The sequence below is a fragment of the Pseudomonas sp. PDM10 genome (assembly GCF_014852295.1).
Taxonomy (GTDB): Bacteria; Pseudomonadota; Gammaproteobacteria; order Pseudomonadales; family Pseudomonadaceae; genus Aquipseudomonas.
The window spans coordinates 166,286-186,337 of record NZ_JACVBJ010000004.1 but is presented as its reverse complement, the minus strand read 5'-3'; the positions used below and the strand labels follow the sequence as shown (position 1 = coordinate 186,337).

The 20,052-nt window shown below is 60.1% G+C and carries 19 protein-coding genes; 8 read left to right on the top strand and 11 right to left on the bottom strand.

Annotated elements, in window-relative coordinates; genetic code table 11:
- Positions 1-3: 3 nt before the first annotated feature.
- A complete protein-coding gene (locus IB252_RS15400; protein WP_192409410.1) occupies positions 4-1,110 on the bottom strand; it encodes an enoyl-CoA hydratase/isomerase family protein in 1,107 nt (368 codons plus the stop codon).
- Positions 1,111-1,558: 448 nt separating this feature from the next.
- Here IB252_RS15400 and IB252_RS15395 point away from each other — a divergent pair, with 448 nt between their 5' ends.
- From IB252_RS15395 to astA, 7 genes are all read left to right on the top strand, one after another.
- On the top strand, positions 1,559-2,338 hold the full coding sequence (locus IB252_RS15395) for a transporter substrate-binding domain-containing protein (protein WP_111451608.1): 780 nt from the start codon (positions 1,559-1,561) through the stop codon (positions 2,336-2,338).
- Between the two features lie 75 nt (positions 2,339-2,413).
- Positions 2,414-3,139 carry an ABC transporter permease gene (locus tag IB252_RS15390; RefSeq protein WP_111451609.1) on the top strand — a complete coding sequence of 242 codons (726 nt, stop codon included), beginning with the start codon at positions 2,414-2,416 and terminating at the stop codon, positions 3,137-3,139.
- On the top strand, positions 3,136-3,846 hold the full coding sequence (locus IB252_RS15385) for an ABC transporter permease (RefSeq protein WP_008155279.1): 711 nt from the start codon (positions 3,136-3,138) through the stop codon (positions 3,844-3,846). Before IB252_RS15390 ends, IB252_RS15385 begins: the two co-directional genes overlap by 4 nt.
- Positions 3,847-3,902: 56 nt before the next feature.
- Entirely contained in the window at positions 3,903-4,664 is a 762-nt protein-coding gene (locus IB252_RS15380) for an ABC transporter ATP-binding protein (protein ID WP_074876725.1), read from the top strand.
- A gap of 12 nt (positions 4,665-4,676) precedes the next feature.
- Positions 4,677-5,156, top strand: a complete 480-nt coding sequence (locus IB252_RS15375) for an Lrp/AsnC family transcriptional regulator (protein WP_007974731.1) — start codon at positions 4,677-4,679, stop codon at positions 5,154-5,156.
- A gap of 184 nt (positions 5,157-5,340) precedes the next feature.
- Positions 5,341-6,279 carry a citrulline utilization hydrolase CtlX gene (gene ctlX, locus IB252_RS15370; protein WP_192409409.1) on the top strand — a complete coding sequence of 313 codons (939 nt, stop codon included), beginning with the start codon at positions 5,341-5,343 and terminating at the stop codon, positions 6,277-6,279.
- Positions 6,276-7,310 carry an arginine N-succinyltransferase gene (gene astA, locus IB252_RS15365; RefSeq protein WP_192409408.1) on the top strand — a complete coding sequence of 345 codons (1,035 nt, stop codon included), beginning with the start codon at positions 6,276-6,278 and terminating at the stop codon, positions 7,308-7,310. The genes ctlX and astA overlap by 4 nt, the downstream gene beginning before the upstream one ends.
- Positions 7,311-7,405: 95 nt before the next feature.
- Here the strand turns inward: astA and IB252_RS15360 are convergent, their stop codons facing one another.
- From IB252_RS15360 to argH, 9 genes are all read right to left on the bottom strand, one after another.
- Entirely contained in the window at positions 7,406-8,101 is a 696-nt protein-coding gene (locus tag IB252_RS15360) for an HPP family protein (RefSeq protein ID WP_192409407.1), read from the bottom strand.
- 160 nt (positions 8,102-8,261) lie between these two features.
- On the bottom strand, positions 8,262-9,440 hold the full coding sequence (locus tag IB252_RS15355) for an MFS transporter (RefSeq protein ID WP_192409406.1): 1,179 nt from the start codon (positions 9,438-9,440) through the stop codon (positions 8,262-8,264).
- 16 nt (positions 9,441-9,456) lie between these two features.
- The gene (locus IB252_RS15350) at positions 9,457-10,917 is read right to left on the bottom strand and encodes an MmgE/PrpD family protein (RefSeq protein ID WP_225607459.1); all 1,461 of its coding nucleotides are present in this window, start codon (positions 10,915-10,917) and stop codon (positions 9,457-9,459) included.
- Entirely contained in the window at positions 10,914-11,801 is an 888-nt protein-coding gene (locus IB252_RS15345) for a polysaccharide deacetylase family protein (RefSeq protein WP_192409405.1), read from the bottom strand. The genes IB252_RS15350 and IB252_RS15345 overlap by 4 nt, the downstream gene beginning before the upstream one ends.
- Positions 11,794-12,642: a polysaccharide deacetylase family protein gene (locus IB252_RS15340; protein ID WP_192409404.1), complete on the bottom strand. Its 849-nt coding sequence runs from the start codon at positions 12,640-12,642 to the stop codon at positions 11,794-11,796. Before IB252_RS15340 ends, IB252_RS15345 begins: the two co-directional genes overlap by 8 nt.
- 223 nt (positions 12,643-12,865) lie before the next feature.
- Positions 12,866-13,690, bottom strand: a complete 825-nt coding sequence (locus IB252_RS15335; protein WP_111451618.1) for an ABC transporter substrate-binding protein — start codon at positions 13,688-13,690, stop codon at positions 12,866-12,868.
- 39 nt (positions 13,691-13,729) lie between these two features.
- Positions 13,730-14,494, bottom strand: coding sequence for an amino acid ABC transporter ATP-binding protein (locus IB252_RS15330; protein WP_111451619.1), 765 nt, complete (start codon positions 14,492-14,494; stop codon positions 13,730-13,732).
- A gap of 10 nt (positions 14,495-14,504) precedes the next feature.
- Positions 14,505-15,383 carry an amino acid ABC transporter permease gene (locus IB252_RS15325; RefSeq protein WP_111451620.1) on the bottom strand — a complete coding sequence of 293 codons (879 nt, stop codon included), beginning with the start codon at positions 15,381-15,383 and terminating at the stop codon, positions 14,505-14,507.
- 148 nt (positions 15,384-15,531) lie between these two features.
- A complete protein-coding gene (gene argH / locus IB252_RS15320) occupies positions 15,532-16,959 on the bottom strand; it encodes an argininosuccinate lyase (RefSeq protein WP_192409403.1) in 1,428 nt (475 codons plus the stop codon).
- A 296-nt stretch (positions 16,960-17,255) separates the two neighbouring features.
- Here argH and IB252_RS15315 point away from each other — a divergent pair, with 296 nt between their 5' ends.
- Positions 17,256-18,221 carry a LysR family transcriptional regulator gene (locus IB252_RS15315; RefSeq protein WP_192409402.1) on the top strand — a complete coding sequence of 322 codons (966 nt, stop codon included), beginning with the start codon at positions 17,256-17,258 and terminating at the stop codon, positions 18,219-18,221.
- A gap of 240 nt (positions 18,222-18,461) precedes the next feature.
- On the opposite strand, the gene IB252_RS15310 is transcribed toward IB252_RS15315, so the two are convergent.
- On the bottom strand, positions 18,462-20,048 hold the full coding sequence (locus IB252_RS15310) for an ArnT family glycosyltransferase (RefSeq protein WP_192409401.1): 1,587 nt from the start codon (positions 20,046-20,048) through the stop codon (positions 18,462-18,464).
- Positions 20,049-20,052 lie beyond the last annotated feature (4 nt).

Genomic DNA, 20,052 nt, shown 5'->3' with positions numbered 1-20,052 from the left:
GGCTCAGCTCCCGCTTTGGTCAAAACCGCTGAAGAAACTCGCGACGTGCTCGGCGTCCAGCGCCTGCAAGGTCGGCGGGTTCCAGCGCGGTTTCTTGTCTTTGTCGATCAGCAAGGCGCGCACGCCTTCGATCAGGTCGCCGCGCTCGAACCACTGACGGTCCAGATGCAGCTCAAGGGCGAAGCAGTCTTCCAGACTCAGGTGCCGACCACGACGGAGCATTTCCAGGGTCACGCCCATGGCCAGCGGTGAACGGCTTTCCAGCAGGTCGGCGGTGGTCGTGGCCCATTCGTGGCTGTCGGCGACCGTTACTTCACGCAGTTGCTCAACAATACTCGGCACATCGGGCAGGGCGAAGAAGTGATCGATGGCCGGGCGCAACGCGCTCAATGGCGCGTCGGGTAGCTGTTGCACCGCAAGTTTCGCCAGCAGACCTTGAAGGTCCTTCAACGGCGTTTCGTGCCATTCGAGCTGATCGAGTTGCTCGTCGAGGGTGCTCAGTTTGTCGCTTTCCAGGTACCAGTCGGCCAGGCCGCAATAGAGCGCATCGGCCGCACGGATCTGTACGCCGCTGACGCCGAGGTAAATCCCCAGTTCACCGGGAACGCGCGGCAGGAAATGGCTGCCACCGACATCCGGGAAATAACCGATCGCCACTTCCGGCATCGCCAGACGGCTTTTCTCGGTGACCACCCGCAAGTCAGCACCTTGTACCAGGCCCATGCCGCCACCCAGGACAAAACCGTCCATCAGGGCGAGTACAGGTTTGCGGTAATGGTGAATCGCGAGGTCGAGGGCGTATTCCTCAACGAAGAAATCTTCGTGCAGCGTGTCGCCGTTCTTGAAGCTGTCGTACAGCGAGCGAATATCACCGCCGGCACAGAAAGCCTTCTCGCCAGCGCCGCGTAATACCACCGCGTGTACGTGCGGATCCTGTGCCCAGGCGTCGAGCTGACGCTGCAGGTTGCGCACCATGTCCAGGGTAATGGCGTTGAGGCCGGCGGGGCGATTGAGGGTCAGGTGACCGATGTGGTTGCGGACCTCGGCCAGCACGTCGTTTTGCGTGGCATCCATGGACGAAGTCCGCGGAGAAGAAACCTGAGCAGTCATCACTAACTCCCTGCTTTTATTGTTCTTTATAGAGAAGCTCGCGCGCGAGCGATGCTGGATCGTAACAGTGCAAATTTGTGATGTACAACCGGCATATGTGCAGGTCTTGCCTGCATTTTTGTAATGCCGGTGTGGAATTCCTCTGCGAAAACGGCCGCGGGCCGGGCTCACGACAGATTCGGCTGTCAAAACAGCCTTATCAGCGCAATCCGGGTGTCTGCAACGGCCCGTACGACACCTGCACCCGCTCATCTGTTGGCATTCTGGCCTCGGGTTTGAAGCCGTCTGTGTCGAGGGTTTCAGGCCGGGTGCCGCTGAGTGCGGCCCACCGTGCAAAACAATAAGAACGCTGTTGCGGTGTTAGCCGCATCGACTCTCTGTTCCTGCCCATAAAGGTGGCCTGGTTAGCCTGGCCGCGATAATTCCAAACAAATCGGGATTCAAGAAGATGAAGACTAGATGGCTGAGCTTGTCGGTACTCGCATTGCTGTGCTGCACCACCGGCGCCAGTGCCAAGGAATGGAAAGAGCTGCGATTCGGCGTCAACCCGAGCTACCCGCCTTTTGAGTCCACCACCGCCGATGGCGGCGTGCAGGGTTTTGGCGTGGATTTGGGCAACGCGATCTGCGCCGAACTGAAGGTGAAATGCGTGTGGGTCAGCAATGACTTCGACGGGCTGATTCCGGCGCTCAAGGCGGGCAAGTTCGATGCCATCGAATCGTCGATGACCGTGACCGATGCGCGCAAAAAACAGATCGACTTCACCGATCGCCTGTATGCCGGGCCGACCGCCATCGTCACTCGCAAGGATTCCGGGCTGTTGCCCACCGCCGAGTCGCTGCAGGGCAAGACCATCGGTTACATGCAGGGCACGATTCAGGAAACCTACGCCAAGGCCAAACTGGCACCCGGCGGCGTGAAACTGCGGGCCTATCAGAATCAGGATCAGGTCTACGCCGACCTGGTATTTGGCCGTCTCGACGCCTCGATCCAGGACAAGATGCAGGCGCAAATGAGCTTTTTGACCTCACCGCAAGGCGCTGACTTCAAGAACAGTGAAGGCATCAGCGACCCGTTGGTCCCGTCCGACATCGCCATCGGCGTGCGCAAGGACAACGAAGAACTCAAAGGCATGCTCAATACCGCCATCAAGGCCCTGCATGACAAGGGTATCTACGCACAGATCCAGCAGAAACACTTCGGCGATCTGGACCTCTACAACTACTGATCCTCGCGCCCCGAAGGCTGCGTCTGGTAACAGGCGCAGCGCTTGAGCGCGGGCGCATCAAGACAGGTGATTGACGTGAACTTCTTCCTGAATCTGATCGGGGTCGATCTCTCGGCCCTGCAAGGCTATGGCCCTTTGTTGCTGCACGGCACCTGGGTCACGCTGAAATTGTCAGCGCTCTCTCTGCTGGTGAGTATGGCGCTGGGCCTGCTCGGCGCAGCGGCGAAACTGTCGCCGCTAAAACTGTTGAACTTGCCGGCGACCTTCTACACGACACTGATTCGCGGGGTGCCGGACCTGGTTTTGATGCTGCTGATTTTCTACAGCCTGCAAGGCTGGCTGAGCAGCCTGACCGAGGCGATGGACTGGCCCTACATGGAAATCGATCCGTTCGTGGCCGGCGTCATCACCCTTGGGTTTATCTACGGCGCGTATTTCACCGAGACCTTTCGCGGGGCGATTCTGAGCGTGCCGCGCGGCCAGCAGGAGGCCGCCGCGTGCTTTGGTCTGAACCGCTGGCAGCGATTCCGCTTTGTGGTGTTCCCGCAGATGATGCGTTTCGCTTTGCCGAGCCTGGGCAATAACTGGCTGGTGCTGCTCAAGGCCACGGCGCTGGTGTCGATCATCGGTTTGTCGGACCTGGTCAAAGTCGCGCAGGAAGCGGGTAAAAGCACCTTCAATATGCTCGATTTCCTGCTGCTGGCAGCGGCGCTGTATTTGCTGATCACCAGCGCTTCGAACTACGTTTTGCGCGTGTTGGAACGGCGCTATAACCAGGGTGTGCGGGGGATGGCACGATGATCGAGTTGATTGCCGAATACTGGAAACCCTTTCTGTTCAGCGACGGCTACAGCCTCACCGGGTTGGCCATGACCTTGTGGCTGCTGGTGGCGAGCATTGTGATGGGGTTCTTCCTGTCGCTGCCATTGGCGATCATGCGCACCTCGCGCTGGGGCCTGCTGCGCTGGCCGGTTCAGCTGTTCACTTATGTGTTTCGCGGCACGCCGCTGTATATCCAGTTGCTGATTTGCTACAGCGGGATCTACGGCATCGCGGTGGTGCGCTCGCAACCGCTGCTCGAAGCTTTTTTTCGCGATGCGATGAATTGCACCTTGCTCGCGTTCACGCTCAACACTTGCGCCTACACCGTGGAAATCTTCGCCGGGGCGATTCGCAGCATTCCCTACGGTGAAATCGAGGCCGCACACGCCTATGGCTTGAGCGGTTGGCGCCTGTACCTGCGGCTGATTCTGCCTTCGGCGTTGCGCCGGGCACTGCCGTATTACAGCAACGAAGTGATCCTGATGTTGCACGCGACCTCAGTGGCGTTCACCGCCACCATTCCCGACATCCTCAAAATCGCCCGGGACGCCAATGCCGCGACCTTCATGACCTTCCAGGCGTTCGGCATTGCCGGCCTGCTGTACCTCGCGCTGTCGTTCGGCCTGGTCGGCGCCTTCCGCCTGGCAGAGAAGCGCTGGCTGAGTTTTCTCGGCCCGACTCACTGAATCCCATTTTCTGTCCAGAGCGGTGCCGCCAGGCGCGCCGCTCCAGGAGTGCTGACATGTACAAACTCACGGTTGAAAATCTGTATAAACGTTTTGGTGACAACGAAGTGCTCAAGGGCGTCTCGTTGAATGCACGGGCAGGCGATGTGGTGAGCATGATCGGCGCCAGCGGTTCGGGTAAAAGCACGATGCTGCGCTGCATCAACTTTCTGGAGCGCGCGGACGAAGGCGCCATTGAACTGGACGGCGAGCGTGTCATCACGCGCCCGGGTGCCGGTGGCATGCGTGTCGCTCATCCGGCGCAATTGCAGCGTTTGCGCACGCGCCTGGCGATGGTGTTCCAGCATTTCAATCTGTGGAGCCATCTGACGGTACTGGAGAACATCGTGCTCGCGCCGTGTCGGGTGCTGGGGATCAGCCGCAAGGCCGCCGAAGAGAGTGCGCGGGCCTATCTGGACAAGGTCGGTCTGGCGCAACGAGTGGCCGATCAATACCCGGCGTTTCTGTCCGGTGGGCAGCAACAGCGGGTGGCGATCGCGCGTGCCCTGGCGGTGGAACCGGAGATTCTATTGTTCGACGAGCCGACTTCGGCACTCGATCCGGAATTGGTGGGTGAGGTGCTGAAGGTCATTCAGGCGCTGGCCGAAGAAGGCCGTACCATGTTGATGGTGACCCACGAGATGGGGTTTGCCCGGCAGGTTTCCAGTCAGGTGTTGTTCTTGCATCAAGGGAAGGTCGAGGAGCAGGGTGACGCTACGATCCTCGACCAGCCAAAAAGTGAACGTTTGCAGCAATTTCTATCGGGTCGTTTGAAGTGAGGCAAGACGTACATGGCGGATATCCGCGATCTGTCGATCGTGCTTGATCGTATCGATCAGGCAATCATCGAAGTGCTGCGCCACGAAGGGCGCATCACTTATCAAAAGCTTTCCGAGCGCGTGCACCTCACGCCCAGGCCGTGCCTGGAACGGGTGCGCAAGCTCGAACAGCTCGGGGTCATTCGTGGGTATGGCGCGATTCTCGATGAAAAGAAACTGACACCAGGCTTGTCGTTGCTGGTACTGGTTGCGTTGTCGAACCAGAGTGGGCGGGCGGCGCAAAAGGCGTTCGAAGCCAAGGTCCGCGCCTGTCCGCAGGTGCTGGAATGTCGGTTGATCAGCGGTGCGTTCGACTACAGCTTGCGCATGCGTTGCCGGGACATGGAGCACTATCGGGTGCTGACCGAAGTCTGGTTCGATGACCCGGATTTGCACATCGACAAGTTGGTCAGCCATCCGGAATTGGCGATGGTCAAGACCACGATGGAATAGGTTTGGCAGAACAAAAAAATCGCAGCTCCGGGCTGCGATTTTTTTTGTGTCCAGCTCCGCCGAATCGGCTGGGCCACACACGTTTTTCAGCCGTTTCCATCACGCCGCAGCCACTTATCAACCGGGTTTTCCAGCCTGCGAAACAGACAATGAGTACCTCTTAACCCTCATTGAATCTGTGCCCATGCAAACCACCAATACCGTTTTGATGATTCGCCCGACACGTTTCTCCTTCAATCAGGACACGGCGGCGAACAACCGTTTCCAGCAGCCGGCCGCCGTCAGCGAAGACGTGCAGCTCAAGGCCCTGCAAGAGTTCGATGGCTACGTTGCCGCGCTGCGTCACCACGGTGTCGAGGTCATGGTGCACAACGACCGCGAAGCGCCGCATACCCCGGATTCGATCTTCCCCAACAATTGGTGGAGCAGCCATCCCGACGGCACCTTGGTGCTGTACCCGATGCAGGGCCATAACCGGCGCCTGGAACGGGACAAAGGCGTGCTCGACTGGCTGCGGGACGAGTACCGGGTGGAACAGTTGCTGGACCTTTCCAGCCTCGAACAGCAGGAAGTGTTCCTCGAAGGCACCGGCAGCATGGTGCTGGATCGTCAGCAGCGGATTTGCTACGTCGGTTACTCCACCCGCACCCATGCCCGCGCCCTGGACCAGGTGGTCAGTCATTTGGGTTACGAGCTGTGTGCATTCAATGCGGTGGACCGTCAGGGCGTCGCGATTTACCACACCAACGTGATGATGAGTGTCGGCACGCGCCTGGCCGTGGCATGCCTGGCGTCGGTCACGCACCCAGCCGAACGTCTGGCCCTGCGTAAACGCCTGGAAGACAGCGGCAAGCAGGTGATTGCCTTGAACTGGGCCCAGCTGGAATCTTTCGCCGGCAACATGCTGGAAGTCCACAACGCTGCGGGCGAACCCTTGCTGGTGATGTCGCGCACGGCCTGGCAATCGCTGGATGCCGCGCAGCGTCGCCTGATCGAAACCCACACCACGCCACTCCCCGTGAACATCGACACCATCGAGCGCATCGGCGGCGGCAGTGCGCGCTGCATGCTGGCCGAGGTCTTTCTGTCCAAACATCTGGCTACCCAGGAGCAAATGCGATGATCGTTCGTCCAGCCACACCGGCAGACCTGCCGGCACTGTTAGCCCTGGCCCATAGCGCCGGAACCGGTTTGACCACCTTGCCGGCCGACGCGGGGCGTTTGCGTCAGCGTCTGGAATGGGCGGCGAAAACCTTCGCAGGCGAAGCCGAGCGTGCCGATGCCGATTACCTGTTTGTGCTCGAGAATGACCAGCATGAAGCCATCGGCATTTGCGCACTGGCCGGTGCCGTCGGCCTGCGCGAGCCTTGGTACAACTATCGACTGGGCCTGTTTGTCGCGGCCTCGAAAAACCTCGGGATCAATCAGCAGCTGCCGACGTTGTTCCTCGGTAACGACATGACCGGTCATTCGGAGTTGTGTTCGCTGTTCCTGCATGCCGATCACCGCAGCGGCCTGAACGGGCGCTTGCTGTCCAAGGCGCGGTTCCTGTTTCTGGCGGAGTTTCGTCAGCACTTCGGGGAGAAGGTCATCGCCGAGATGCGCGGTTACTCGGACGCGGAGGGCGTTTCACCGTTCTGGGAAGGCCTGGGTCGGCACTTCTTCAAGATGGACTTTGCCGATGCCGACTACCTGACCGGGCTGGGTAACAAGACGTTCATCGCCGAGCTGATGCCCAAGTTTCCGCTGCCGACCTGCCTGTTGCCGGAAGCAGCAAGAACCGTCATCGGTCGGGTTCACCCCAACACCGAACCGGCGCTGGGCATGCTCAAGGCTGAAGGATTCGAACACCGCGATTACATCGACATCTTCGACGGCGGCCCGCTGATCGAATGCGCCACCGGGGATATCCGCGCAGTGCGCGACAGTCAGGTGCTGCAACTGAGCATTGGCACACCGGGTGAGCAGGCGGCGACTTACCTGATTCATAACCGTCAATTTGCCGAGTGCCGGATTACCGCGGCACCGGCACGGGTGGCTGCCGGGACGTTGATAGTCGATGCAGCAACTGCGAAGAGTTTGGGGTTGAGTGCCGGGTCATCGGTGCGCGCAGTGAGTCTGGCGGTGCCAGCCCGACAATTGTCCGCAGCCTGATCAATCCCTCGCCAGAACGCGACCCCTAGCACCGGCCTTGTGGCGAGGGGATTTATCCCCTCACCACAAGGTAACTACAAGGACCGTCGGCGCTGTCAGGTTCTGCCTCGAAGGACTTCACCAATGCTGCGGCGCCTGGCATGCAGCTCACTGGCATGGATCAACTGTTCAAGGTCTTCCGGGGTGACGTCGAAGAAGGCTTCCATGTCCGCCAGGGCCAGTTTCAGGTCCTGGGCGGTGATCGCCTGGCTGTCGGGGGCGGGCATCATCGGTGCCGGTTCAGCGGGACGTTTTGGGTAACGAATGCGCGTCAGGTTGTTGTAGGCCAGGGCGCTGAGCAACATGGTCGATCCGCTGAGCATCACCGGGCCGAGGGCTTTCCAGTCGAGGGCAATGGTCGCCGGGTCTGCCAATACCAACAGCAACGCCAAGGCCCCGGCCGGTGGGTGCAGGCAACGCAGCCAGCACATCAGAATCAGCGCCATGCCCGCCGCCAGGCAAGCGCTGCCAAGGGTTCGCCCGAGTACGTGAGCGACCAGCAGCGAAACCACTCCAGCGCTGAGGTAGCCGCCGAGAATCGACCAGGGCTGGGCGAGGGCGCCGGAGGACACGGCGAACAGCAGCACGGCCGATGCACCCAGCGGACCGATCAGGTGCTGCGCCACTGGCATGCCGAATACCTGGCTGCAGAGCCAGACGCTGAACATCGTGCCCAACGACATGCCGATCGCGGCGCGGCTCCATTCGGAGGGGCGGGTGTTGATGGCGGCGGGAAACCAGCGAGCGAACATGATTCAGACGATCCGTTGAAAAAAATCTAGGCAAAAAAAAGGCTTAGCTGGGATACCCAGAAAGCCCTTGAAGTTGTTCCAACTATTGGGGGAGGAACGGGGCACAGTGTGCCGTTCATTCCTGATGCTGACAAATTCATATTAATGCAGTTTTAGTGCATTAATTTTGCTGTAAAGCCACCCGGCGTCCGCTCATGAAACACAGGAAACCGCCCATGGCGGTCAGCGCGCTCAGGGCATAAAACATCGTTGGCGCCGGGGTGTGCATCAGCAGGAAACCGCAAATCACCGGGCTCAAGGCACCGCCCAGGGCCGCGAGGTTTTGCGCGCCGTAATAACTACCGCGCAGTTCTTCCGGGGCCAGGGTGTCGACGAAGAGGAATTCGGCGGGGTAAATGATCATTTCACCGAGGGTGAAGATGAACATGGCCACGCACCAGCTCACCAGGCTGTCGGCCAGGCTGAAACCGATCAATCCGACAATGAACAGGCTGGTACCGCCCGCGATCCAGTAACGCAATTGCTCGCGCTTGAGGAAACGGCCGATCTGGTATTGCAACAGGATCACGCTGATCGCATTGCAGGCGAGCAGGACGGCCATGGTTTCCAGTGCCCGTTTGGAGTCGTGGGTCACCAGCAGGTATTGCGACAGGTACAGGGTGAAACGGCCATGAACCACGGTACTGAGCAGGCAACCGCAGGTGAACATGATCAGCGTGCGGTCGTTCTTCAGGGTGACCAGGGTCTTGAGAAAACTCTGGGGCTGGCCGATTGCGGGTGTCTGGGCGGGGTCCTTCGGTATCCCGATCATCAGGAAAATACTGAAGAACGCGATGCCGCCGGCAATCAGGAACGGTGCAATCGGATACACCCCGGCAATCACCACGCCCAGCATCGGGCCGGTGGCGTAGCCGATGTTGGTCAAGGTGTAGCGCAGGGAAAACGCCTTGGCGCGCTGGCCTATGGGCAGGTTTTCGCTGAGAATCGCCTTCGAGCCGATCAGGAACAGCGCCGAGGCGGTTTCGGTGATCACCAGGGTGGCGGTGGTCAGGTAGAGGTTGTCGGCGAAGGTCAGCAGCACAAAGCCGATGGCGCTGGAGAGCATCGCCAGGATCAGTAGGCGGCGCTTTTCGAGACGGTCGATGATGTAACCGCCGTAGAGCGCGAGCAGGGTGGCGATGAACACTGCGATGCCCAGCAGCAGGCCGACATCCTGTTGGTTGAGGCCGAGTTTGTTGCTCAGGAACAACGTCAGCAGCGGGCTGGTGATGGCGCGGCTGACGACGATGGTCAGCGAAACGATCATCAACCGGCGGATAACGAGTGAGTAAGTGGCCACGGTGGTGCAAATATCCTTATTTAATGATCTCTGACTGATCGTTCCCACGCTCTGCGTGGGAATGCCTCAATGGACGCTCTGCGTCCGCTTCGGCAGGGACGCGGAGCGTCCCGGGCTGCATTCCCACGCGGAGCGTGGGAACGATCGACAACTCAATGGATTCCAATTCTTCAACCCGCCACAACTGCTCAAGCAGTTCCGCCGCTTGCTCCCGCGGCATCACCCGCACCGCCAGGCTGAAAAACTTCTCCTCCAGCGCCGCATCACTCAACGGATTGCCCGGCGCACCCAGTGGCGGGTCGACACACAGGCTCGCCTGCCGACCGTCCACGGTCCGCACGCTGACGACTGGCTCGCCATCCTCTGACAGTTGCGGGTCCACTTCAAGGCGGATGCGCGACATCCAGTGAGCAATCCTTGGATCGCCCCGTTGCTCATCGTCGTACGCCTCCAACCGGCAATGCCCCTGCACCAGCCGGGCCGCGAGGGCATACGGCAGGCTCATCTGCGCCGCCGCCAGCGTACCGACGTCGCGCCCGCCGCACATGTCCTGCAGAAACCCGCACAACGACACCTGAACGTCCTCGACCTGATCCGCGCTGACCTGCAGTTGATCCAGCAACAGCCCCAGCGCATCAATGGCTGAATGCGTTCCGCGGCACGCGGCATGAGGTTTGATCGAACAGCGAGCGAGTTTCCACACGACGCCCAGGTCGGCATCCAGCGCGTCAGGTTGTGCAGTCTCACTTGCCAACGTCTTGAGAAATCCGCCCCAGACATCATCGAATAATCGGGTCGGCCCGCTGATGCCTCGTTGGGCAAAACGCGCCGCCAGCAATCCACCCTCGGCGGCACGACCACTGTGAAGTTTTTTACTTTGCGAACCGTCGTGGATAAACGCCCATAACCCCCCACTGAAACTGCCGGCAATGCCCAGCGCCGAGACGGTTTGCCCGATATCCAGTCCGAGAATTCGCGCACTGGCCGCCGCCGCACCGAACACGCCGCAGGTGGCGGTGGAGTGCCAGCCGGCGCCGTTGTGGGCTGAGTAGCTGCCGCAGGCTTCGAGCACCCGACGGCCGATTTCGTAGCCGATTACCACAGCGGTGATCAACTCCCGGCCATTCACCGGTTTTCCAGACATCGACACCGCAGACATGACTGCCGGCAGCACCACCGCGCCGGAATGGTCGCAGCCCCCGGTGTCGTCCAGTTCCAGGGCATGGGCGGCGACACCATTGAGCATGGCGGCCTGAGCCGCGCCGGTGCGCTGATCGGTGCCCCAGATCAGCGTGCTCCCGGTTTCTCCGTCGAAGACCTGCCGTGCCTGCTTGGCTACCTCGCTGCCAGCCCCGGCCAGGGTCGCGCCGAAGGTGTCGAGTATGTGCCGCTTGGCTTGGGCCACCAGTGCGGGCGGCAAGTCTTCGAATCGGCTGTCGACGCAGAACTGCGCCAGTCGCTGCATCCGTTCACTCATGAAAGGTAATCCCGATAATGCCGCTCATACACGGCCGCTGGATGGTCCTCGGTCACCGGCAGCGCCGATTCAGCCCACCATTGAGCAACCTCGGCACCCGTGGCAACCCACACGTCATCGTGCTGTTGAATCCCCTCCAGCAACTCGCGCAACACGCCAATCCGCCCGGGCGTAGCAATGATCTCCGGGTGCAGCCGCAGCACATAACACAAACCAAACCGGTGAAACCCGGCGAAGTCCATTTGCAGGTTGCCCAGGGTGTGGCTGTAAGAAGCGATCCGCGATTGCGCCGGCGGCACGGCCGGGCTCAGGTTGAAAGCGAAGTAGGGTTCGTCTTCCAGTTCGTAGTGCAACGGCAACTCGATGACGTCGGGTGCCGTCGGATGAGCGAATGGCAAATCATCACCGCGCCACGACGATGACCAGCGAATGCCTTGATCCTTCAACGCCCCGATGAAACCCGGCGCACCGTTGCCGGCCGGGATGCGAAAGCCCGTCGGGCGCTGGCCAGTCAGCGCGCTCAACGCCTCGCAGCCTTTGGCAATCTCGGCGCTTTGCTCGGTGAGGCTCAGGTTGTCGTAGTGCTGATGGCGATAACCAGCGCAGGCGATCTCATGTCCACCGGCCTGGATTGCCCGAATGTGCTCGGGGTTTTCCTCGGCGACGATACCGGGAATAAACCAGCTGCTGGAAACCCCCTGTTCGTCGAACAAACCGAGCAAACGGTCGACGCCGCGTTGGGTGCCATAGCGCCAGACCGACAGCGTCTTGTCGCGCCCGGCGACTTCCGGGGCCTGGGTGAGAATGCCGTGGATGTCGTTGTAATCGACGGTCAGTACCACGGCGCAGCGGTAGCCTTTGGGCCAGACAGTGGAATCAGCCATGGTGATGCTCCTTCAGCCACCACTGGGCGACATCGCGGCACGTAGCGAACCACACGTCATCGCGCTGGCGCATGTGTTCGAAGAGTTTTTCCAGCAGCAGGATGCGTCCTGGTTTGCCGGTGATCTTGGGATGGAACAGGGTGGTCAGGCACAACCCTTCGTTCATCGCACCGTCGTATTCGCGGCACCAGTTATCGAGGGTCAGCGCGTAGCTGGCGGTGCGGTCCAGCCCGGAAGGAAAGTCCGGCGCGCGGGTGTAGGCGAGGGAGGCGTAATCGTCCATTTCCCAGCGACCGGGGATTTCCACCAGCGGTGTTTCGTGGCCCGGCACTTTCACCAGGTACGGCCGGTCATCACCGCGCATGCTGCTGGAGTAGGTCACGCCGGCGTCCACCAGCATCGCCGGGGTTTCGGCCCGCCAGTCGCCGGACGGGGTGCGAAACCCTTCGGCGCGAATGTTCAAGTGCTTCCAGAACACCTCGCGGGATTTGTTCATCACGTCCTTTTGCTGTTCCAGCGTCAGGGCGTAAAAGGATTCGTGTTTGTAGCCGTGGTAGGCCACTTCATGCCCGCGCTCGACAATCGCCTGGCACTGTTTCGGCCAGTTCTCCACGACCCAGGCCGGGACGAAGAACGTCGTCGGGATTTGGTACTCATCGAGCACATCGAGGATTCGTGGCAAGGCGCGGTAAGGGCCGTAACCACCAAAACCGAAGTACTCGGGCTTGCGCCAGATCGAGCCGTTGAGCATGGCATCGCCGGTCGGGCCGTCGAGGTCGAAAGCCAGGGCGAGGCAGGCTGTGTGTTGGTCGGGCCAGGTGGGTTGGGGTGAGGAGGACATGGGTGTGGCGCTCCGGTTGTTGATCGTTGGTGCGGTCAAAATCGACCCCTCACCCCAACCCTCTCCCCAGAGGGGAGAGGGAGCTGACCGAGGTGATCTCTCGAGTTACTGCGACCTGAAATATTGAGTCGAGCTCAGGTTCTGAAAAACATGAAGATCTGCTCCCTTTCCCCCTCTCCCCCCTGGGGAGAGGGTTGGGGTGAGGGGGCGATTTCGAACCAGATTACTTGCCGGCGTTGATGGTCACAGTCTTGATCGCACCCAACTCCAGGTCCCATTTCTTCAGGATCGTCTGGTAAGTGCCGTCATCCACCATGCTCTGCATCGCCACTTTCACCGCCTCACTCAGCTCAGGCTTTTTCTTGCTCACGCCCAGTCCGGTGAACTGCTTGGAGATCGGCAGGCCCACGGTTTTGTACATGTCCTTTTCCTGAGTCTTCAGGTAGGGCAAGGTCTCGCTGCCCTGCATGGCGGCGTCGATACGGCTCTGACGCAATTGCGCGCGGGCATCGGCCGAGCCTTCGGTGCCGATCACGTTGATCGCAGGCTTGCCGGCGGCTTCGCAATTGGCCTTGCTCCACTCAGCGATTTCCGCCGGGAAGGTGGTGCGGCGGCTGGTGCCGACTTTCTTGCCGCACAAATCAATGATCTCGTTGAAATCCTTGTTCTTCTGCAAGGTGTAGAACTGCGGTCCGCTGGTGAAGTAGTCGACGAAGGTCACGCTGGCCTGACGTTCGGCGGTGTCGGTCATGCCCGACATCACCATGTCCACGCGGTCGGTGGTCAGCGCATTGATCATTTGCTCGAAACCGGTTTCCTGCCATTTGATCTTCACGCCCAGACGTTCGGCGAGGGCATTGCCCAGGTCATAGTCGAGACCCGTGAGGGTGTTGGTGGCCGGGTCCTTGAAGTCCATCGGCGGGTAGTTCGGCATGATCGCTACCACGACCTCGCCTTTTGCTTTGATGCTGGCCGGTAGTTCGGCGGCCCAGGTGAAGCCGCAAGCCATAACGCCTGCAAGTACTGCTGGAATAACTATGTTCTTCATGGTCGTTCTCTTATGAGTGTTGTGAGCGCCAAAGGACGCTTAGGTTCGAACGGCAGAAATGAAGCTTTGGGTGCGTGGGTTTTGCGGACTTATTAGTATTTCTTCGGGGCTTCCAGCCTCCACGATCTGCCCGCCGTCCATGAACACCATGCGGTTGGAAACTTCGCGAGCGAAGCCCAGTTCATGGGTGACGACGATCATGGTCATGCCGGTCTGCGCGAGGTCACGCATCACCGACAGCACCTCACCGACCAGTTCCGGGTCGAGTGCCGAAGTGGGTTCATCGAACAGCATCAGCTTGGGCCGCATGGCCAGTGCACGGGCAATGGCGACGCGTTGTTGCTGCCCCCCCGAGAGTTCGATCGGGTAGCTGTTGCGCTTGTCGGCCAGGCCGACGCGAGCAAGCAATTCCAAGGCTTCTTCGTGCGCCTCTTTGGGCGAACGCTTGAGCACCTGACACGGCCCTTCGATGATGTTTTGCAGCACAGTCATGTGCGGGAACAGGTTGAAGCGCTGGAACACCATGCCGGTGGCCAGGCGTTGACGGGCGATCTGCGATTCGTTGAGTTCGTGCAGCTTGTTGCCGACGATCCGGTAACCCACCAGTTCGCCGTCGACCCAGAGGCCGCCCTTGTCGATTTTTTCCAGCTGGTTGATGCAACGCAGCAAGGTGCTTTTGCCGGAGCCGGACGGGCCGATGATGCACAGCACTTCGCCTTGCTCGACTTCGATGTTGATGTCCTTGAGCGCGTGGAAATGGTCGTAGTACTTGTTCAGGCTCACGGCCTTGACGATGCTTCTCATGTGGGGCTCCTCAAGAACGCTTGCCGGCGCCGCGAGCGAAACGACGCTCCAGACGGCTTTGACCGAAGGACAGGACGGTGACCGTGGCCAGGTACCAGATACCGGCGACGATCAGCAGCTCCATGACCCGGGCGTTGGCGTAGTAGATGTTCTGGGCGTTGTAGAGCAGTTCCGAGTACTGGATGACGCTCGCCAGGGAGGTCATTTTCACCATGCCGATGAACTCGTTACCGACCGGCGGAATGATCACCCGCATGGCTTGCGGCAGGATGATCCGGCGCAGCGCTTGCAGGCGCGGCATGCCGATCGACTTGGCGGCTTCGTACTGGCCGGTGTCCACCGACAGCAGGCCGGCCCGCACCACTTCGGCGGTGTAGGCGCCCTGGTTGATGCTCAAGCCGAGGAGGGCGGCCGCGAACGGGGTCATCAGGCTCACGGTGTCCATTTCGAACAGGCCGGGGATGCCGATGGTGGGGAAGATCAGCGCCAGGTTGAACCACAACAGCAGTTGCAGGATCAGCGGCGTACCGCGGAACAGCCAGGTGTAGGTCACCGCCACGTAGCGCAGGATCGGGTTGGCCGACATGCGCATGATCGCGGTGATCACCCCGAAAACGATGCCCAGGGCCATGGCCAGCACCGCCATGACGATGGTGTTGAGCAAGCCCCACATGATCGCTTGGGAAGTGAGGAACTGGCCGATATAAGACCACTCGATCTTGCCTTCGGCGAAGGCCCGCACCAGCCCGATAATCGCAATGACAATCACAGTGGCGAAGAAAATCCGCCCGTAGTAACGCCGTGGCACATGGTGGTACTGGGTGATATCGAACTGGTTTTCCGCCAGTTTGCGCTCCGCCTGGAGTCGTTCTGCCTGAGTCTGGCTCATGTTGTTTCTCCGTACACGGGTGTTTCAGGTCACACACAATCCCTGTGGGAGTGAGCCTGCTCGCGATGGCGGCGGGTCAGGCACAGGGGTGTTGAATGTCATACCGCTATCGCGAGCAGGCTCGCTCCCACAGGTTTTGTGTTCTGCTTCAGAGCCGGAAACCTTGATAATTTTCGGTCCATGCTTGCTGGGCGGCGAGGGCGGTTTTCAAGCGGCCGATCTGCTCGCGCACCTGTTGCGGCGCGGTGCCGCCCCAGCCACTGCGGGCGGCGATGGCGGCTTCGAGGGTCAGGCTGTCGCGCACTTGCGCGGTCAGGCGCGGGTCAATCTCGGCCAACAGCGCCGGCGATGCTTCCCACAGTTCGATGTCGTGTTTCTCGCAGGCCTGGACCAGCGCACCGGTGATTTCGTGGGCTTCCTTGAACGGCACGCCGCGCATGGCCAGCCAGTCGGCGACTTCGGTGGCGAGGGTGAAACCCAGTGGCGCCTGACGACGCAACTCTTCGACGTTGACCTTCATGGTCGCGACCATCCCGGCCATGGCTGGCAGCACCAGCAACAGGGTGTCGACACTGTCGAGCACGCCGTTTTTGTCTTCGCTCAAGTCGCGGTTGTACGACAGCGGCAGGGATTTCAGCGTGGAAAGCAGGCCGGTCAGGTTGCCGATCAGCCGACCCGCCTTGCCCCGGGCCAGTTCAGCGATGTCCGGGTTTTTCTTCTGCGGCATGATCGAGCTACCGGTGGCGTAGGCATCGTCCAGCGCGACCCAGCGAAACTGCCGCGACGACCACAGGCAGAACTCTTCGGCGAGCCGGGAAATGTTGATCCCGAGCATGCTGGCGATAAACAGGAACTCGGCAACGTGATCGCGGCTGGCCACGGCGTCGATGGAGTTTTCACACACGCCGCTGTAACCCATTTCCTTGGCAGATTGCTGAGGCAAGCGCGCGATGGCGGAACCGGCCATGGCCGCCGCGCCGAGTGGCGACAGCGAAGTGCGCACGTCCCAGTCCACCAGGCGTTGCACGTCACGCAACATGGATTGGGCGTGGGCCAATAAGTGGTGAGCGAAGACGATCGGCTGGGCTTGCTGCAGGTGAGTGAAGCCCGGGCAGATGCTTTCGATGTGCTGCTCGGCCTGATCCACCAGTGCTTGTTGCAGGGCCAGGACTTCAACGGCCAGGGTGCGGACGTGATCACGCAGGAACAGGCGCAGGTCGTTGGCGGTCTGGTCGTTGCGTGAACGGCCGGCGCGCAGCTTGCCGCCTAGGGCCCCGAGGCGTTCGGTCAGCAGGCGTTCGATAAAGGTGTGGACGTCTTCGTCGTCCAGGGTCGGCGCGATGCTACCGGCGCGGAAGTCATCACCGATGCGCTCCAGAGCGTCGAGCATGGTCAGGGTTTCTTGTTCGCTCAGCAGCCCGGCGCGCTGCAATTCACGGGCATGCGCCTTGGAACCGGCGAGGTCGTACGGGGTGAGGCGAAAGTAGCGCTCGGGGCAACGGGACAAGGCCGCCAGGGCTTCGGACGGGCCGCTTTTGAAGCGGGCACCCCAGAGACGGTCGGTGGTTTGAGACATTGTTGTTTTCCTCGTCGGTAAAGCGAACTGAAATCGATGTGCAGAGCCAGGAACATCTGCCGGAAATGATTCGGGCGTGGTTCGGCTTAAGCAGTTTTCAAGAGGGCAGTTGCATCGTTGCGAGAGCTGATCGAAGTGTCAGCTTTTAATAGTTCGAAATCAGTGAGTTGGCACTGATGTGCGGGATTTATTAGCGGTTGCCAAGCCTGGTTTTCTGTGGTCATTATTATTTACCAGCACTGTTTTTGTTGTTGGACACAGGTTGTTGAATAGGGCGCCAGAGGTAAATAGGCATTATGGAAACCCCACTTTCCAATTCCGGAAACCCGCCGCTGAAAACGGGTCATCGGGCACCGCTGACCCTCAGCGGTCTGGACTTCAAACTGCTCAAAGTATTCAAGGCCGTGGTCGAGGCCGGCGGCTTCAGTGCCGCCCAGAACGAGCTGAATGTGGGACTGGCAGCCATCAGCAAACAGATCTCCGACCTGGAGATCCGCATCGGCATGCGCCTGTGCACCCGCGGTCGCGAGGGTTTTCACCTGACCGAAGAGGGGCGTCTGGTGTATCAGGCGTCCATTGATTTATTTGCCTCGGTCGACAACTTTCGTGATCGCCTTAGTTCAGCGCAAAACGAACTGATCGGTGACCTTGGTGTGGGGGTTATTGATAATACGATTTCCGATGTTAATTCGCCGTTAGTTGCTGCGCTTAGAACAATTAATGAAACATCGCCGAAAGTAAGATTTCAACTTCAAGCCTCTCAGCTGGATGAAGTGGAAAGAGGCGTGGTAGAGGGGCGGTTAGTGGCGGGGATCGTGCCGGTTTATCAGAAGCGCGAAGAGTTTGATTACTACACGCTTTATGAAGAACGCTCCGAAGTTTATTGCGGGGTCGGTCATCCGTTATTCACGGTGCCGGAGGCAGAAATCGGCAGTCATGTGCTCAAGGATTACCAGTGCATCAACCACCGCTACGCGATTCATCGCGACAAACTGAATTTTGCCCACTACGACAGCTTTTCTGCCTCGGCCAGCCAGGTCGAAGCGGTGGCATTGTTGATCAAGACCGGGCGTTTCGTGGGTTTTCTGCCACAGCATTACGCCGCATCGATGGTCGCTCAGGGGCAGTTTCGGGCGGTGCGTCCGGACCTCATCCACATCGTCACGCCGTTCAATCTGATCCTTCGCCACAACACCGTGCGCAGTCCGCTGGTCAAGGCGTTTGCCCAGGCGTTGGGGGTTGATTTGAAGGCGCCGGTGTGATGTCGACAACACGCGAAACGTGGTCTGAATCGATCGGATTAATCGCGACTTGCAGCAACTTGTTGCGCTGAAAAACTTACGACTGCTGTGCGTTCGAATGCAGGCTTCGCCAGGTGCTACATAAAGCATGGTGTACACCGTAATGCTCGGGGTTTCAGGTGGACCTACATAGTGGTTGCTTTGATTGGGTGTATATCCGTTACCGAAGAAACGGATATGTACCCAATCCAATCCCCCTGACTACGGTTTCACATGCAGCAGGATGTAATCGTTTTTGTCGAAACTGCCGCTCAACACGGGCGGCAACGCACCCAACGGCGTGCCCTGCAGGGCGCGGTAGTCGTTTTCATCCATCATCAACCATGCTGGCCGCTGAAGGTTTTCCAGCTCTTGGGTCGATTCGGTGAAAACCGGCTGTAAGTCCTGCTCGATATTGACCATGAACTTGATCGCCTTGGCGTCTTTACCCATGGCGTGCAGCACCAGGGGCGCCGGGTCTTTCTGGACCAGTGCGAAGGCCGCGCGGCTGAAAGCCCGGGTGTCGTAGAGTCGGCGTTCGACCGGTTCGAATACCAGAATGTAGACCGACCACAACGCCAGGACCGCGCACCAGGCCAGTGTCTGAGCCCGCCAGCCGGGCCGCAAAAGCACCGCCAGCGCAATGACTTGCAGCACGCCAAGAATGATCAGAATTGCAGTCAGCGCCGGCAATTGCTCGGAAAAACGTCGGTGAGCGACCATCAATCCAACGGCCAACAGGGCGGGAATCAACAACCACACCCCTTGCATCAACCCCCGTAACCAGGCGAATACCCGACCGTGCGCCACCTGAAACGGATACGCCGCAATGATCGCTGCCATGGGCAACATCGGCAGCAGGTAGCGGGCCTTTTTGGCCTGGGGGATCGAGAGCCCGACCATCACGATTAGGCCGGCTGCCGTGCAGTACTGCAACAGACGCAATGCAGGACCGGCCTGACGTGGAGTTGTCAGCCAGACGGCGGCCAGTACCAGCAATGCCAATGGGTACGCGAGCGCATAGTTGCCCACCGAGCTGGTGAAGTAATACAGCGAACCGCTGACGCCTTCGCTACCGTCCATGCGCCCCATGAACTGCATGCGCACCACGTCGTGCATGAACTCCGGGCCGCCGACGGTTTCCGCCAGCCACAGCAGCACGCCAATGCACAAACCCAGCAGCACCGACGCCATCAGGCCAAAACCAAAAAAATGCGGCCATTGTCGATTGAGCAAGAAATAGCTGCACAGCATGCCCGTGGGAATCACCAGCCCGATCGGCCCGCGAATCCCGAAACCCAGCAGCAACAAGGCAAAGATCAGCCACCACCGGCGCTTTGCTGCGAAATGATCGGCGGCATAGCCCAGGTAGAACACCGAAAACGCCACCGCCGCGAGCATCAAATCCAGGGACACGGCACGGGCTTCGGTGACAAACGTGTTGGTCAGCAGCATCAAGGCGATGCTTAGCAACGCCCAACGCTGGGAGTAGGGCGCCAGCAACCGGTACATCAGTGTGACGATCAACGCCCCGGCAATGGCGCTCGGCAACCAGGCACTCAGGCTGTTGACCTGACCGAACGGCAGCGACAGCAACCAGGTGAACAGCGTCACAAGCGCCGAATAGTCTGCATACGGCTGGCCATAGGTGGTCGGAAAAACGGACGGCCCGTGGCGCAGCATTTCCTGAGCGAATAACACGAAGCGCGAATCGAAGCCGATCACCGCCTGCTGATACACCCCGGCGCTGAACAGCAGCAGCGCCAACAGTCCCAGGCCTAGCGACTGTCGGCGGATACCAGGTGACATCGCA

Bases quoted from the DNA above. Each gene is read 5' to 3' on its own strand.
- IB252_RS15400 (WP_192409410.1), bottom strand. From the start codon at position 1,110: ATGACTGCTCAGGTTTCTTCTCCGCGGACTTCGTCCATGGATGCCACG.
- IB252_RS15395 (WP_111451608.1), top strand. From the start codon at position 1,559: ATGAAGACTAGATGGCTGAGCTTGTCGGTACTCGCATTGCTGTGCTGC.
- IB252_RS15385 (WP_008155279.1), top strand. From the start codon at position 3,136: ATGATCGAGTTGATTGCCGAATACTGGAAACCCTTTCTGTTCAGCGAC.
- IB252_RS15380 (WP_074876725.1), top strand. From the start codon at position 3,903: ATGTACAAACTCACGGTTGAAAATCTGTATAAACGTTTTGGTGACAAC.
- IB252_RS15375 (WP_007974731.1), top strand. From the start codon at position 4,677: ATGGCGGATATCCGCGATCTGTCGATCGTGCTTGATCGTATCGATCAG.
- ctlX (WP_192409409.1), top strand. From the start codon at position 5,341: ATGCAAACCACCAATACCGTTTTGATGATTCGCCCGACACGTTTCTCC.
- astA (WP_192409408.1), top strand. From the start codon at position 6,276: ATGATCGTTCGTCCAGCCACACCGGCAGACCTGCCGGCACTGTTAGCC.
- IB252_RS15360 (WP_192409407.1), bottom strand. From the start codon at position 8,101: ATGTTCGCTCGCTGGTTTCCCGCCGCCATCAACACCCGCCCCTCCGAA.
- IB252_RS15350 (WP_225607459.1), bottom strand. From the start codon at position 10,917: ATGAGTGAACGGATGCAGCGACTGGCGCAGTTCTGCGTCGACAGCCGA.
- IB252_RS15345 (WP_192409405.1), bottom strand. From the start codon at position 11,801: ATGGCTGATTCCACTGTCTGGCCCAAAGGCTACCGCTGCGCCGTGGTA.
- IB252_RS15340 (WP_192409404.1), bottom strand. From the start codon at position 12,642: ATGTCCTCCTCACCCCAACCCACCTGGCCCGACCAACACACAGCCTGC.
- IB252_RS15335 (WP_111451618.1), bottom strand. From the start codon at position 13,690: ATGAAGAACATAGTTATTCCAGCAGTACTTGCAGGCGTTATGGCTTGC.
- IB252_RS15330 (WP_111451619.1), bottom strand. From the start codon at position 14,494: ATGAGAAGCATCGTCAAGGCCGTGAGCCTGAACAAGTACTACGACCAT.
- IB252_RS15325 (WP_111451620.1), bottom strand. From the start codon at position 15,383: ATGAGCCAGACTCAGGCAGAACGACTCCAGGCGGAGCGCAAACTGGCG.
- argH (WP_192409403.1), bottom strand. From the start codon at position 16,959: ATGTCTCAAACCACCGACCGTCTCTGGGGTGCCCGCTTCAAAAGCGGC.
- IB252_RS15315 (WP_192409402.1), top strand. From the start codon at position 17,256: ATGGAAACCCCACTTTCCAATTCCGGAAACCCGCCGCTGAAAACGGGT.
- IB252_RS15310 (WP_192409401.1), bottom strand. From the start codon at position 20,048: ATGTCACCTGGTATCCGCCGACAGTCGCTAGGCCTGGGACTGTTGGCG.